This is a genomic window from Synechococcus sp. W60.3, assembly GCF_047502615.1.
GTDB lineage: Bacteria > Cyanobacteriota > Cyanobacteriia > Thermostichales > Thermostichaceae > Thermostichus.
In genome coordinates this window covers 15062-29851 of the sequence record NZ_JANSHJ010000001.1, presented here as the reverse complement: position 1 = coordinate 29851, position 14790 = coordinate 15062, and the positions used below count along the sequence as shown (strand labels likewise).

13 protein-coding genes are annotated in these 14790 nt (G+C 61.3%); 5 read left to right on the top strand and 8 right to left on the bottom strand.

Going from position 1 to position 14790, the window contains the following annotated elements:
* Positions 1-3: 3 nt before the first annotated feature.
* From NW846_RS00155 to NW846_RS00145, 3 genes are read right to left on the bottom strand one after another with little or no spacing between them, the layout of a single operon-like run.
* Positions 4-1344: a TldD/PmbA family protein gene (locus tag NW846_RS00155; RefSeq protein WP_011431057.1), complete on the bottom strand. Its 1341-nt coding sequence runs from the start codon at positions 1342-1344 to the stop codon at positions 4-6.
* Between the two features lie 12 nt (positions 1345-1356).
* Positions 1357-2277 (bottom strand): DUF4351 domain-containing protein, encoded by a 921-nt coding sequence (locus tag NW846_RS00150; RefSeq protein ID WP_168174228.1) that lies wholly within the window; start codon positions 2275-2277, stop codon positions 1357-1359.
* Between the two features lie 15 nt (positions 2278-2292).
* Entirely contained in the window at positions 2293-3753 is a 1461-nt protein-coding gene (locus NW846_RS00145) for a TldD/PmbA family protein (RefSeq protein WP_011431062.1), read from the bottom strand.
* A gap of 290 nt (positions 3754-4043) precedes the next feature.
* Between NW846_RS00145 and NW846_RS00140 the strand changes: the two genes are divergently transcribed.
* A complete protein-coding gene (locus NW846_RS00140; protein ID WP_011431063.1) occupies positions 4044-4664 on the top strand; it encodes a uracil-DNA glycosylase in 621 nt (206 codons plus the stop codon).
* An 80-nt stretch (positions 4665-4744) separates the two neighbouring features.
* Here NW846_RS00140 and NW846_RS00135 read toward each other — a convergent pair whose 3' ends face one another.
* Positions 4745-5593: a methyltransferase domain-containing protein gene (locus tag NW846_RS00135; protein ID WP_011431064.1), complete on the bottom strand. Its 849-nt coding sequence runs from the start codon at positions 5591-5593 to the stop codon at positions 4745-4747.
* A 122-nt stretch (positions 5594-5715) separates the two neighbouring features.
* Between NW846_RS00135 and NW846_RS00130 the strand changes: the two genes are divergently transcribed.
* Positions 5716-7323: a B12-binding domain-containing radical SAM protein gene (locus NW846_RS00130; protein ID WP_414346749.1), complete on the top strand. Its 1608-nt coding sequence runs from the start codon at positions 5716-5718 to the stop codon at positions 7321-7323.
* 15 nt (positions 7324-7338) lie between these two features.
* Here NW846_RS00130 and rbsK read toward each other — a convergent pair whose 3' ends face one another.
* Complete coding sequence (rbsK, locus tag NW846_RS00125; RefSeq protein ID WP_414346747.1) at positions 7339-8256, bottom strand: ribokinase; 918 nt, start codon at positions 8254-8256, stop codon at positions 7339-7341.
* A 120-nt stretch (positions 8257-8376) separates the two neighbouring features.
* Between rbsK and NW846_RS00120 the strand changes: the two genes are divergently transcribed.
* Positions 8377-8688, top strand: coding sequence for a YbjQ family protein (locus tag NW846_RS00120; protein ID WP_011431068.1), 312 nt, complete (start codon positions 8377-8379; stop codon positions 8686-8688).
* A 5-nt stretch (positions 8689-8693) separates the two neighbouring features.
* Here the strand turns inward: NW846_RS00120 and NW846_RS00115 are convergent, their stop codons facing one another.
* On the bottom strand, positions 8694-9443 hold the full coding sequence (locus NW846_RS00115) for a YebC/PmpR family DNA-binding transcriptional regulator (protein ID WP_414346746.1): 750 nt from the start codon (positions 9441-9443) through the stop codon (positions 8694-8696).
* A gap of 95 nt (positions 9444-9538) precedes the next feature.
* Positions 9539-10138, bottom strand: a complete 600-nt coding sequence (locus tag NW846_RS00110) for a hypothetical protein (RefSeq protein ID WP_414515073.1) — start codon at positions 10136-10138, stop codon at positions 9539-9541.
* A gap of 400 nt (positions 10139-10538) precedes the next feature.
* Here NW846_RS00110 and NW846_RS00105 point away from each other — a divergent pair, with 400 nt between their 5' ends.
* Positions 10539-11249 (top strand): hypothetical protein, encoded by a 711-nt coding sequence (locus NW846_RS00105; RefSeq protein WP_099812891.1) that lies wholly within the window; start codon positions 10539-10541, stop codon positions 11247-11249.
* Here the strand turns inward: NW846_RS00105 and NW846_RS00100 are convergent.
* Positions 11246-13363, bottom strand: a complete 2118-nt coding sequence (locus tag NW846_RS00100; protein WP_099883691.1) for a serine/threonine protein kinase — start codon at positions 13361-13363, stop codon at positions 11246-11248. The genes NW846_RS00105 and NW846_RS00100 overlap by 4 nt on opposite strands.
* A gap of 427 nt (positions 13364-13790) precedes the next feature.
* Here NW846_RS00100 and NW846_RS00095 point away from each other — a divergent pair, with 427 nt between their 5' ends.
* Positions 13791-14750: an NAD(+) kinase gene (locus tag NW846_RS00095; RefSeq protein WP_011431074.1), complete on the top strand. Its 960-nt coding sequence runs from the start codon at positions 13791-13793 to the stop codon at positions 14748-14750.
* Positions 14751-14790: the final 40 nt, after the last annotated feature.

Genomic DNA, 14790 nt, shown 5'->3' with positions numbered 1-14790 from the left:
GGGCTATTGGCCGGTGATGGAAAGATCGGCTACCCAAATGCGGGGACACAGACCACTAGGAGTGATTTGTGGCTCCGGCTCGACGTAGAAAATGGACTGCAAGAGTGCTAGAAAATCCCCCGCTACTGTCGCCGCCTCGATGCTGATGCGCTCCCCCTGGCGCACCCACCAGCCCTGGAAGGGCAGGGAAAAGGATCCCTGCAGAGGCTTGACTCCGGCATGGAGAGCCTGCAGCTCGTCAATCCAGACCACATTCTCAGCCGTGGCCAGGTCGTAGGTGCTCTCTGGCGGAGCCCCGGCAAAGACGTGGTAGTAGTGGGCTGCCACCGTCACCTTGGCGCCGATATTGGCGTGCCCCGTGGGCTGGGCCCCCAGGCGTTTGGCGGTGCCAGCGCTGTGCAAAAAGTGGGTCAGAACTCCGTTGGTAATCAGGGAAACGCGGCGGGTGGGGGTGCCTTCGCCGTCAAAGCTAATCGCGCTTACGTTAGTCGGGTGCAAGGCATCGTCACACACCGAAAGCAGCGGCGAGGCAATCTGCTGGCCCAGCGAGTCGGGGGTGGACAGGCTTTGGTTGTCCAAGATGTTCTGGGCGTTGAAGAGATTGGAGAAAGCCCCCAACAGGCTTAAAAAAGCTTCCCCAGAAAAAACCACCGTATATTTCCCCGAAGGGATCTGCGCGTACTCCAGGTGGCTGATGAGCTTCTCGGCGGCTTCTTTTACGCACCCCTGGATATCCAGCTCCTCTAGGCTGCGGGCCACCCGCATGGCGCCGGCGCTGCGGGGCTTGCGGCCTTCTTGTTCTGCTTTGCCGTAGAGAAAGACCGAGGCCAGAGTGTGGCCCTCCTGGCGCAGAGCTTGGTCGCTGTTGAGGTAAAAGCGGTCGATCTGTCGCTGGGCCAGGCCGTTGTAGGGCACCCCCTGGATGGCGGGATGGGATCCCAGCAAAGCCTTCTCGGCAGCCACCAGCTGATCTAGGAGCTCGCTGGCCAGCGCCAGGGGCCTTTTGTCATTACAGGGCTGGAGAATGGGCAGCTTCGCTTCTGGACTGAATTGGGGCGCGTGTTCCCGCACGCCGAAGTGGCTGGCCTCAAAGGCCGTCTGCAGAGCTAGTTCCAGCCCTGCTTCGTCCACATCGGTGGTGGAGGTCACCCCTACCTGGCCCTGGTCGTTCCAGGCCCGCACCGTCACACTGCAGCGGTGAGAAGCTTTTACCTGACGGGGCTCCCCCTGCTCCACCTGCACGCTGGTCTCATCCACTGCGGCTCCGTAGAGATCAAACTGGGGGATCCCCAGGTGTTTGGCGCACCTTTGCGCCTGTTCGGCCAAGAGTTCAACTTGCAGCATGTCATTCCTTCTCTACCGACGGGCCAGCCAGGCGGTCAAGTCCTCCACGCTGTTGAAATCCAGCAGCGCTTCCCCCAGCGCCTCCAGTTGCGACGGGGGCAAGGCCCAAATCCTGTTTTCCAGGGCCGGGTCAAGGGATCCCAGCTTCCGCCGCAAAAGCCGCAAAACCAGCGTTGCTTCTCCATGCTGCAGTCCCTGTTGCAGTCCCTGTTGCAATCCCTGTTGCAATCCCTGTTGCAGCCCTTGCTGCAGGCCCAGTTGCAGACCTTCTTTGCGCCCTGCTTCCAGCCCCTCCCGCAAAGCTTCCGAGCGCCACTCCTGGTAGATCACCGATTCCCTCATATCCAAAGACCTCATGATTTGCCGAATCAAACCCCGATCCAATGCTAGTCCCGCCAAAACGGCTGTTGCTGCTGCCAGTTCTCGCTGCTTGCTGGGGTCTGGCAAGCGCTCCAGCTCGGCAACGACTTCTCGTAAGGTTTCTACAGGATCCTCCACCTGGCTTAAGACCCGAAAAGGCAGCAGGGCTGGCCAATCGACGTTGGTTGGCAAGTTGCATTCCCACAGGCGAATGACCTCAAACTCGTGGCTCAGCCGTTCTAGGCGAAAGGAAGTTTGGAAAACTCGCTCCGAGGTCGTTTTGCGCAGATAAATCACCACCTGATGCACAGGTAGCTGTGGATATTTCCGGTAAAGGCGCAGCCGATAGTCGGCCATGCGAAAGGGGATTTCAGGATCTGGATCTGTTTGAAATTCCAGGTGCAAAATGCCCTGCTGCAGCCCCAGCAAAATAACAGAATCTGCTCGAACAGGTTCCTCCGAAAGTTCTGTGGGCAACATTTGCACCGGCTCAGCCACTTCTCCCACTAGCCAACGGGCAAACTGCTCCGGGAAGCGCTCTGCCAGGTACTTGCAGACGTTGTCGTAAGCCATGGGGGATCCCTGGGCCTAGCGCCCGCCCACGGTGATGGCGTCCACCTTGATGTGGGGCTGGCCGACGGTGACGTAGATGCTGCCGCTGACAGAACCACAGAAGCCAGGGGCCAGGCGGAGATCCTTGGAGCACATGGAGATCTTGGTCAGGATATCCTTGGCTTCCCCGATTAAAGTGGCTCCCTTGAGGGGCTTGGTGATCTTGCCGTTTTGGATGAGATAGGCTTCTTCCACGGCAAAGTTAAATTGGCCGGTGGGGCCGACGCTGCCGCCCCCCATGCGCTTGCAGTAGATGCCTTTGTCGATAGAGGCAAACAGGTCGTCCAGTTCGGCGTCGCCGGGGGCGATGTAGGTGTTGCGCATGCGGCTGGCGGCGGCAAAGGTGTAGTTTTGCCGGCGACCGCTGCCGGTGCGGGGATGGCCGGTGCGCATCGAGCCGGCCCGGTCGGCCAGGAAGTTCTTCAAAATGCCCTTTTCAATGAGCAAAGTGCGCTGGACGGGCATGCCCTCGTCGTCCACATCCAAGCTGCCAAAGGCTCCCTCGGAAAGCCCCTCGTCCCAGGCGGTGAGGTTTTTGTGGGCAATCTTCTGGCCTTTTTTGTCGGCAAAGGGGGTGGTTTTGCGCTCGATCTGAGTGGTTTCCAAGAGATGCCCACAGGCTTCGTGGAAGATCACGCCGCCAAAGGCGTTGGACATGACGATGGGGTAGGTGCCCGATTCCACGTAGTCGGCATAGAGCATCTGGCCGGCAGCCTCTGCCAGCTCCTGGCTGTGGGCCACAAGATCCCAGCGGCGCAAAAAGTCGGGATCCCCGGTGCCCCCCGCGCGCTGGCTAACGGAAGCGCGATGATCCCCGTCGGCACAGAGCAGGGTAGAGCTGACCGACTGGGTAAGGCGGATGTCGCGCACAAAGGTGCCGTCGCTGCAGGCTACCAGGATCTCCTGCCAGTCGCGGAAGTAGTTGGTGCGGCGGGACTGGATGTGGTGAGCTTGCCGCTTGAGCTCTGCGTTGGCCCGCCCCAAGATCTCCCCCATCTCGGCAAGGGAGCTGCATTCTTTGAGCCAGCCGTCTTTGCGGCGGCGCTCGGCGTAGTCCTGCAAGATCCCCAAGTTGACAGGGGAGACCAAGGCGGCAGGGCCTGGGGGGGTAAGGCCCATCAAGAGCAGGCCTTTTTCCAGGGCGGCTTTGAGGCCGGCAAAGGAGAGATCGTTGGTGCTGACGTAGCAGTCGGCCAGGCCGCGGAACACCCGCACGCCGGCGCCAGTGGCAAGCCGAGGGGTGATGCTGGTGATGGCGTCGTCTTCGGCCAGGCAGCTGATGGAGTTAACCCGCTCCAGGAAGATCTCCACCAGGTCGGCGCCAGCAGCCCGCCCCCAGCCTAAGAGAGTTGCAAGGGGATCCCGCCAGTCTTCGTCGAAGCGCTGCAGGGTGGGACGATAGTCGAGGTTGGGCAGTTCTTTGGACAAAAGCAGCATAGGAGGCCGAGAGCACTCAAAAGAGGGAAAGGGCAGGCTGAGATGCCGCCACCTTTTGTTCCCTCAGTTTAACAAGACGTAAAGGCTGCCCTTTTGGGGAAAGAGACTCCAAGCTTGACAAGGGCAGAGGAGCAGCCGAAGATCGCTGCACAAGGATCCCTCACCTTGCAATGGCTGCCAAGAAAAGATCCTCGGAGCTTCAGCCCAGCCTATTTGACGATCCCCTAGAGCCACCTGCCCCTGCTGCGGAGACGCTTCCCCAATGGGATCAGATCCCGCTCTCGGCCCAGGTGCCCATTCCCCCCGGTACCTATCGAGAACTAGAACAACTGGAGCAGCACTGCCGGGTCTGCCAGCGCTGTGAATTGGCGGCCAACCGTACCCACGTGGTGGTGCACCGAGGCAACCCCAAGGCGAGGATTCTCATCATCGGCGAGGGGCCGGGGGAACAGGAAGATCTGCAAGGGCTGCCCTTCGTGGGCAAGTCGGGGCAGTTGCTCGATAAGATCTTGGCCTCCGTGGGGCTAGATTCCGAACGGGACACCTACATTTGCAATGTCGTCAAGTGCCGTCCCCCCAACAACCGCGTGCCCACCCAGGAGGAGATGGACGCCTGTCGGCCCTATCTGCTGGAGCAGATTCGCCTGGTGGATCCCTGGATCATTCTGTTGACGGGGGCCACTTCGGTGCGCTCTCTTTTGGGGGATAAGCGCGGCATCACCAAGATCCGCGGCGAGTGGATCCAGTGGCAGGGGCGCTGGTGCATGCCGATTTTTCACCCAGCCTATCTGCTGCGTAACCCCGACCGCACCCCCGGCAGCCCCAAGTGGCTGATGTGGCAGGATATTCAGGCGGTGAAGCAAAAGTACCTAGAACTTGCCGGCGCAACGCCGCCCCAGCCGGACTTCTGAGCTACTTTCCCTGGTATTTGGCCAGCGCCGCTACCCTCACCCCCAGCCCCTCTCCCAAGGGAGAGGGGGGTATGGGATCCCTAACTTGCAGGCTTGAAGCCGCTCAGCAGGCCGAAGCGCAGCAAGCCGCTGGCATAGGCCCGCCGCATCAGGCCCAGCCCCAGCGCCCCACGGACGGTGACCCAGCCGCTGCGCAGCAAAGCCGGGATCCACCGCCAATCGCGAGCCGAGGCGATCACCTCGTCCCAAAAGGGGGCCACCCGCTCCGACCAGTCGGCGGTGCGCAACCGCTCGAACCCCACCTGGTGGGCCAGCGCTTCATACTCCGACAAGCTGATGACATAGGGCAGGCAGTACACGTCGTAGATCTGCTGCAAAAGGCGCTCATCCTGGCGGCTCAGGGATCCCTCGCGGTGGCACCAGGTAACCACCATCATCTGCCCGCCCGGCTGCAAGACCCGCCAGCACTCGGCCAGAAACCGCCGCTTATCCGGCATGTGCTCGCCGCTTTCCAGAGCCCAGACCAGATCGAAGGTGTTGTCGGCAAAGGGCATGTCCAGGGCATCGGCCACCCAAAAGCGCACCCTGTTGCTCAGGCCGGCTGCTTGAGCGCGCTCCTCGGCCCGCTGGGCCTGGACAGGGCTGAGGGTAATGCCTGTTACCTCGGCGCCAAAGCGCCGCGCCAGCTCCAGGCTGCTCCCCCCAATGCCACAGCCGAGATCGAGGATGTGCCGGGGGGGCTTGGGATCCCCGATCTGGCCCCATTGAATGACTCGGTCGATGAGATCGATCTGGGCTTGGCGGCGATCCTTGCCGGTCTGGCCCGGCTCGTAGTAGCCGTGGTGCATGTGCTCTCCCCACACCTGCTCCCAAAGGCCAGAGGAAGCATCGTAGAAGCGGCGGATGCGTTGGTTGAGCGGAGAGGTCATCGGCAGGTGCAGGTCGGGATCCCTCTTATTCTGGACGATCTTGCCGTCCTTCCTGGCCCTGGGGGCGGGCTGGCAAAACCCCGATTAAGCTGGGAAAGTAGGCTCTTGTTGCCGCTGGGATCTTGGCCACCTCAGACTTTGCCCTCGAGCAGCTTCTCTTCACCCCGGCCACGCCCGAGCCCGACGCGGTGCGGCTGATCTACGCTTTCCCCAACACCTACTCGGTGGGGATCACCAGCCTCGGCTACCAGGTCATCTGGAGCCTGCTGGCCAGCCGCCGTGATGTGTCGGTCGCCCGCCTGTTTACCGACCTGGCCGAGCCGCTGCCGCGGGATCCTGAGCTGCTGGGCTTTTCCCTCTCCTGGGAGCTGGACTACGTCCACATCCTGGATCTGCTGGAACGACAGAGGATCCCCCTCCAGGCCGAGGCGCGGGAAGAAGCGCACCCCCTGGTTTTCGGCGGCGGCCCGGTGTTGACGGCCAACCCTGAGCCCTTTGCTGCGTTCTTTGACTTGATCCTGCTGGGGGACGGGGAGGGGCTGGTGGAGCAGATGATCCAGACCTATCGGCAGGTACGGCGGGGATCCCGCGCCGAAAAGCTGCAGGCGCTGGCCCAGGTGCCGGGGATCTACGTGCCCAGCCTCTACGAGGTGCGCTACCGCGGGCCCGACGGCCCAGTGGAGAAGGTGATCCCCAAGCTGGACGGGATCCCCAGCTCCATCCGCAAGCACACCTTCCGCGGCAACACCCTCTCGGTGTCCACCGTGGTTACCCCCAAGGCGGCCTGGGAGAGCATTTACATGGTGGAGGTGGTGCGCAGTTGTCCGGAGATGTGCCGCTTTTGCCTGGCCAGCTATCTAACATTGCCTTTTCGGGCAGCGGATGTGGAGGGACATCTGATCCCGGCGGTGGAGCGGGGGCTGCAGGTTACCCAGCGGATTGGCCTTTTGGGGGCCTCGGTAACCCAGCACCCCCAATTTGAGCAGCTGCTGGAGTACCTGGCCCAGGATCGCTTTGAGCAGGTGCGCCTCAGCCTGGCTTCGGTGCGCACGGGCACGGTCACGCCTCGCCTGGCGCAAGTTCTCTCCCGTCGCGGCAGCCAGTCCATCACCGTGGCCATCGAGAGCGGCTCGGAGCGGCTGCGCCAGGTCATTAACAAAAAGCTGGCCAACGAAGAGATCTTGGCGGCGGCAGCCCACGCCCAGGCTGGCGGCCTGAGGGGGATCAAGTTCTACGGCATGGTGGGGATCCCGGCGGAAACCCAGGCCGACCTGGAGGCCACGGTTGCTCTTTTCAAGGAGCTCAAGAAGGTGGCTCCCCGCCTGCGCTTCACCCTGGGCTGCAGCACCTTTGTGCCCAAGGCCCACACCCCCTTCCAGTGGCAGGGGGTGGATCCCCAGGCGGAGAAAAAGCTGCAGTGGTATCAAAAACACCTGCGCCCCCTGGGCGTGGAGTTCCGCCCGGAAAGCTACAGTTGGTCGGTCATCCAGGCCTTGATCTCAAGAGGGGATCGGCGGGTGGCCCAGGTTTTGCAGCTAGCACGGCAGTGGGGCGATTCCCTGGGCAGCTACCGCCGCGCCTTCAAAGAGCTCAAAGGGCAACTGCCGCCCCTGGACTTCTACGTGTACCACAACTGGGATCCGGCGGATCCCCTTCCCTGGCAACACCTTGAGGGCCCTCTTAGCCTGGAGCGGCTGCGGCAGCACCGCCAAGAGGCCTTTTCCGTGTAGCGCAGGAAGCTGTGCTTAAGGATGAGGGCCTGCAGCGGCCAGAAACGCCTCGATCTCAGCGCGGCGCGGCAAACTAGGCTGAGCCCCAGGGCGGGTTACGCACAAGGCCGCAGCGGCATTGGCAAAATGCAGGGCTTCCCTCAGGGATCTGCCAACAGCTAGGCAGGCGGCCAAAGCGCCGCAGAAGCTGTCGCCGGCAGCGGTGGTATCCACTGCCACCACGGGGTGAGCTGGCAGGTAGCCGCTTTCTCCGCCATCGGCCCAGACCAAGCCTGCTCCCCCCAACGTGACGATCACTGTCGGGATCCCCTGCCGTTGCAAGGCTTGGGCCACTTTTTCGGCTTGCGCGGGTGTCTCCACCGGCAACTGGGCAAGAGCAGCGGCTTCGCTTTCGTTGAGCACCAAGTAGCGCACCTGGCGCAACAGGGATCCCGGCAGGGGCACCACGGGGGCTGGATTGAGCAGGACGGGGATCCCTTGGGCAAAGGCTTGCTCTGCCACCGCCTGCACCGTGGCCAGGGGGATTTCCAGTTGCAGCAGAACCATCGCTGCCGGCGTCCAGGGAGGCAGCTGGTCAGGGGTGTAGCGACCGTTAGCGCCGGGGCTGACCACAATCCGGTTTTGCCCTGCTGGATCCACAGTGATCAGAGCGATGCCGCTGGGCCCTTCCAGCTCCCGCAGGTGGTGGGTATCGACGCCGTTCTGCTCCAGGTTCTCTTTCAGCAGGCGGCCAAAGCTGTCAGATCCCACTGCCCCCCACATCTCCACCTGGGCTCCCGCCCGTGCCGCTGCCACCGCTTGGTTGGCCCCCTTGCCGCCAGGGTAGGTGGCGTAGTCGGATCCCAGCACCGTTTCCCCAGGCCCAGGATGGCGTGGTACCTGCACCACCAAGTCCAGATTCAAGCTCCCCACTACGCGAACTAGGGCTGTCATTGGCTAGCTGAAAAACGGTGCCCTAGAGGTAGCTCATTCTAGCTCCCACCACTGGGTTGGAGAGCTTTACGCCTTGGAGAGGATTGGCTAGCTTGTGAGGGGGTGACGCGGAAACAAGCCATGCTGCTGACCACTACAGACGTGCTCCAAGGTAGAGAGGTTGAGCGTTACTTGGGCATTGTTACCGCCGAGGTCGTTTATGGCACCAATGTTCTACGGGACTTCCTTGCTAGCCTCCGCAACATCATCGGGGGACGCACAAGAACCTATGAAGAAGTTCTCGAGAATGCCCAGAAAAAGGTTTTGGAAGAGTTGGAGCAGCGAGCCAAACGTTTGGGAGCAAATGGCATCCTAGGCGTTAGCATTCATACCAACATGAGCGCGACCATGATCCTCGTTACCGCCGCCGGCACCGCCGTCAAGCTGCGCTAGAACCTTTAGGCCAGGCTCTCCATCAATGCCTCGTCGATCTCAAAGTTGGCGTAGACATTTTGCACATCATCCAAGTGGTCCAGCCGCTCCATGAGGGTCAGTACCAGCTTGGCTGTCTCGGGGTCCTCCACATGCACCTCCGTAGAGGGGATCCAGCGGATGGCCGCCTCTTGCACCTGGTAGCCTTCTTTTTTGAGGTAGGTGGCCACCTGCTCCAGCAGGGTGTAATCGCAGTAGACTTCTGCGTCGGTTCCCTCTACCTTGAGATCCTCCCCGCCTGCTTCGGCTACCGCTAGTAGCAGAGCTTCGGGATCTGTCACCCCCTCTAGGCTAATCACCCCTTTTTGCCGGAACAGCCAGCTCACGCAGCCACTTTCCCCCAGGCTGCCGCCGACTTTGCTGAAGGCCTCCCGCACCTCGGCAGCCGTGCGGTTACGGTTGTCGGTCATCGCCTCGATCAAGACAGCTACCCCCCCAGGGCCGTAGCCTTCGTAGCGAATTTCCTCCAGGGGGCTGTCGTCGGTCCAGTTGCCGGATCCCTTAGCGATGGCCCGTTCAATGTTCTCGGCAGGCATGCCTGCCGCTTTGGCTTTCTCCACCGCTGAGCGCAGCCGAAAATTGGCTTCCGGGTCTGGCAGGCCGCTGCGCGCTGCCACAATGATGGCTCGGGAAAGTTTGGTAAACAGGCTGCCTTTTCTAGCATCTACGCGGGCTTTTTGCCGTTTAATGTTGGCCCATTTACTGTGTCCTGCCATGCTGTGCCCACCAGTCAAGCAATCCACGGGGAGGGATCCCCTAACTTTGAAGCCTAGATCACCACTTGCTTAGGTCTCAACCCCAGAGGTGCAGGTCAAGGCTGGATGGGTTGCCGCTCGATTACACCCCCTGGTGGCGGTGGAGCTTCTGGCGTTGCTTGAGGTGTAGGCGTTGGTGTCTCTATAGGAGCTGGCGTGGGAGGCAAAGGAGGTACAGGCTCTTCAAGCACAGCCTCAGGCGGAGGGGTCGGGGTTGGCGGCTGAGTTAAAAAGGGCGTTACCTGTTCCAGCAGCTCGGCATAGAAGATTCCATCCTGCTCCGGCCCAAAGCGGCCCACCGCCCAGCGGTGACGGGGCACAAACAGGGTTTGCAGCAGCACTTCCCGACTGGCGAAAGAGGGGGTGCCCACAAAGACATAGCCATCGACGATGACACGGTTCAAGTCAGGCCGAGTTTGAAACACCCGATCCACCTCCCGCAGCATCTCCGTATCCAGCCGCCCCAGCAGAGTTTCCAGCGTATCCTCAGGCCTGACCAAAACTCGCACCTGAAAGCGATAGCCTTCGCAGCGATACTCTCCGCAGAGTTTAACCAGCTCGTTTCGCACCCGAATCTGCGCCGCCGGATCGATGTCCCTCACCGGCAGGAAGACTTCTGGCTCTGGCTGTTGTTCTGCTTCCTGTGCCCAGGTCAAGGGCTGGCTGCTCCACGCCCTCAACAGCAGGGATCCAAACAACAAGGCAAGTCCCCACCCTCCAAGGGGGAGGCTCCAGCCCAGGCTGCCCCGCTTAGGGCGTTGGGAAAAGAAGGGATCGCGATCCCGATTCGGGCTACTCAGCGGACTGTTCATAACCAATACGGCAGCGATGGCTACCGCCAACTCTACCCAACATCTGGCGAAGAGGCACTAAGCCGGAGAGAAAACGGAGTCGCTCTTGCTGGACATCGCTGCTCTAGGGATCCAGAAGCAGCTCAACAGAAAGACAGCACCCCAAATCAAGAGGAGAGCATCGTTGGCTGAGCTCTGTTCGCTGCAGCTTGCCGAGGTGGCTGTATTCTGGAGAAGCTAATGATCCTGTGGCAGAGGAGTGTCTATGCCATTGCCGGCATCGAAGGTTTTTGGATCCCAGGTGGGATTTTTCTGGGGTTTACTGGCCTCGACTGTACTCTTGGCAGGCTGTGGGGGAGGTGGGGGGACGGTGCCGCCTCCGGTCAATGTTTGCGAGCAAGCCTTTAGCCCAGAGTTTTTCGCAGCGATTGGCCTGCGCCGCCCAGGAGATAGCCGCAGCGGAACCTTGGGGCCGAATAGCCTTTTGGAGTTCTACTACGATAGCGCCGGCGAGATTCAAAATGCCCGGGAAGTTCCACCGCCGCCCGGCACCTTCACCTTTTACTCAGATGGATTTCTCTACTTTCCTTCTGCAGCCAACGTTACCGGAGTTACCATCCGGCTGACCAGCCCGGCTTTCGATCCGCTGTTGGTCATTGGTGCCTTTGATACCGGCAGAAACTTGGATCGGAATATCCTTTTTGTTAACGATGATGCCGCCCCTGGCAACTTTACCACCTCCCAGCTCACGATCCCGGTGCGGCAAGACCGCTGTTACTTGATCCAGGTGCAAAGTTACTGGGCGCAAAATGCTTCCCCAACCGCTGGGCCGGGCAGCCCTGGACGAGGGCCATATACCCTCCAGGTGGTGAGCGAAACGTTTGCCACCCCTCCCCCTCCCCCTGCCATCCAGCAGAAACCGGAGGATAGGGAATCGGGAGGCGGCGGTGACCGAGGTGGCGGCGTGGGTATTTAGCTCTGGCGTGTGAGCTTAATGGCAAAGCTGGCGCTGCCGCAGGTGGCCGTGCCGCGAATGGAGCGCCCGTCGGCGCTGACGGTGCCGCTCCACGTGATGGTTGGGGTACCGCTACCCCCTATCCTACCGCTAACAGAAAGTTGGTTGCCGATAAGCTGGCCGCCGCGCTCGGAAAAGCTGGGTGAGGAAATGGTGATCTGGTTGCCGTCTTGCCGAATGGAGACGGTTTCCTCAATGCCGGTTGCAACATTAACCTTACACAGGGATCCCTGCCAGACAAAGGATCCTCCCTCATAGAGCCACTGACCGCTCAAGGCAAACTCTGGCGCAGGCGTTGGTGTTGCTGGGGCTGGCGTCGAGGTGGGCGTCGGGATCGGGGTGGGGGTAGGGGTAGGAGTACGGGGGACGAGCGGGGTAAAGCGAGGGATAGGGGTAAGCGTTGGTGTTGGCACCGGGGTGGGAGTGGGTGTTGGTGCCGGAGTTGGAGTGGGTGGCGGTGTCGGAGTTGGAGTGGGTGGCGGTGTCGGAGTCGGGGTGGGTGGCGGTGTCGGAGTCGGGGTGGGTGGCGGTGTCGGAGTCGGGGCGGGCTCGGGGGTAGGTGTTGGGGTGACTTCAGCGGTAGAAATCGGCTCCGGCTCTTCCTGAGTATCGCGGATTGTTGGGCGCGGCCAGAGCCAAAAGGCGGCCAACAAAGCCACAGCGCCTCCCCCGGCCAAGACCCACTTTAGGCTGCTGCCGGAAGGCTGGAGAACCGTTGGGGGGGCGGCTTGCGGCAGGGGACGGGTAGGGGGAGTATCCGTTCGTGGTGGGACGGGGGGATCCTGAGGGGGAGCAGCCGGAAGCGTGTTGCTGGCCTGGATGACTGTAGAGGGCGTTTCGGCAGTTTCGCCTTCAACTTTGGGGGAGGGATCCGGCGCAGCTTCTGCCGAGGGATCTGAGGGGAGAGGTTCCCGCTCGGCGATGTAATAGGGGATCCCTGCACCTGCAGGCGGGATGGGCTCATCTTCGACAAGATCCAGATCTTCATCGCGGATGTCTTCAAAGGCTCCAGAAGCCGATCCTGTATTGCCGGTGGTTTTGATCGGCGGTCTGGGATCGGAAGAGGGTGGAGCCTCGTTTTGAGCCTTGGCACCGCCGGTGGGAAGAATCACGGTACTGGCCTGGCTGCTGGGGAGTTGAGTGGCCACCGTCAGCTCATAGGCCTGCAGCAGCCGCTCCCCCAGCTCCTGCATCGTCTGCGGGCGTTCGTCCGGGTTTTTCTTCAGGCAATCCATCACCACCGCTGCCAAGGCGGGCGGGATCGGCTGCGGAGTTGTCTCCGGGTTGATCTCAAGGGGGCTTTCGTAGCAATGGGCGTGGATCCAACTGTGCAACGAGTCGGTTTCCAATTGAAAGGGCATGGATCCCGTCAGCATCTCGTAGAGCACCACCCCAAACGAGTAGATATCCGAGCGGGCATCCAGAGACTTGCCCCGTATCTGTTCAGGAGAGGCGTAACGGGCCGTGCCGATAAATCCGCCCCCTTTGTGGGTGCCTAGGCTGAGGGTGTGATCCGCCAGGGTCTTGGCCACGCCGAAGTCGAGGATTTTCAGTTGAGACGTGAGTTGGCCCTCTTGCAAGACTTGCTCGAGAAACAGGTTGCTGGGCTTGATGTCGCGGTGAATCACGCCCCGAATCTCGCGGCCATCTACCTTGGCGCGGAACGTGTGGGCAAAGTGCAGCCCTTCACAAGCCTGCAGGGCCAACCGAATGACTTGCCGAAGCGGCAGAGCCCCTTTTTCCCGCATCAGCTTGCCCAGATCCTGCCCCTTGAGGTACTCCATCACCAGGTAGGCTTGCTCGCCCTCTTGGCCGTGATCCAAAACTTTGACGATGCGGGGATGCTGTCCCAGAAGGATGCTGATGCGGATCTCTTCGGCAAAGCGGCGGCGCAAATCGATCTGGGCGTCGCCCCGGCTCAGCAGCAAGGGCGCGTGCAGGATCTTGACTGCCACCTCTTGGTGGTTGTTGTGTAAGTCCAAGGCGCGAAAGACGGATCCCATGCCGCCACCACCGATTTCTTGAATTAGCCGGTAGCGACCGCCCAAAATGCGATTGGTGAGATCAAAAGACATAGGTTTGCAGGCGCAAGAAAAGGCAGCTCAGGCCAAGATGTCCATACGATAAACCAATTGCTGGAATTCATACCCGCCCATTGCTCAGTCCAACTTCAGGGATCCCAATCTTTGACTCTCTGGAGGCCCAAGCGCTCCGCGCCGCCGGCGCGACCACCTCCAGCCCCTCTCCCAGCCCCCCTCACCCCCAGCCCCTCTCCCAAAGGGAGAGGGGAGTTAGGGATAGCGCTTTGCGCCGCCAGCACGTGCGCGACAGCGTTGCGACAAGCCGTTTTTTATTACCATTTGGAATGACTATTTAGAGATTTTTTTAAGGATCTCCAGTAAATGTGAAAAAAGCGCAAGGGAATGCTGGGGGAAATTCAGCCTTCTGGGCAACCTTCAGCCCAAAGGGGGATGATCGGAAGGGATCCCTGCGCGAGGGCTTATGGACTTGGGCTTGGTGGTGATTGCCTACAAAGAGGGGGATCGGGAGAGCAAGGCCGCCTGTCAACTGTGTGCGGAGCAGTTGCGCCGGCGCGGCGTTACGGTGCTAACAGCCCCCACCGGCTTGCACCACAACCCCTACCCGGTCTTCCTGGAGGCCACTTCCGATCCCATCGACCTAGCTGTGGTACTGGGGGGAGATGGGTCGGTGTTGGCGGCGGCCCGCCACCTGGCCCCCCATGGGATCCCCATTTTGCCCATTCAGTCGGGGGGCAGGCTGGGGTTTTTGGCCCAGTCAGAGCGGGTGCTGCACCAGGATCCCTGGGATCGCATCCAGGCCGGAGACTTCGTCCTGCAAGCCCGGATGATGTTGCAGGCCCAGATTTGGGAGCAAGTGCAACTGGGGCAGGGGGCTATTCCTGGCGAGGGCAAGCGGCAGGGCCGCCCGGTCAGTGACGTGTACTACGCCCTCAACGAAATGTGCCTCAAGCCCATCAACCGGGAACGCCTGCCCGCCGCCATCCTGGAAATCGAAGTCAATGGCGAGATTTTGGATCAGTACCACGGGGATGGTGTGCTGGTGGCTACACCGACGGGATCCACCTCCTACACCCTGGCAGCCAACGGCCCCATTCTGGAGCCCAGCTTTGAGGCCATCATCATCACCCCCATCTGTCCCCTCAGCTTGTCCAGCCGTCCCATCGTCATCGGCGGCACGGCTACGGTGGAGATCTGGCCCCTTGCCGATCCGGAAGGGCTGACCCGCCTCTGGAGCGATGGCGTCTTGGCCCAATCGGTCAACCCCGGCCAGTGGGTACAAATTCAACGGGCTCACCTGCCGGCCAAGCTGCTGATCCTAGAAAAAGACCTCTCCTACTTCCGCACCCTGCGAGAAAAACTGCAGTGGGCCGGCAGCCGCATCTACATCCCCACCACCAACCACCGCCCGGAAGGGGGATAAAGGGATCCTAAAGTTGGGGAGCTAGAGTAGCGGAGTTTGA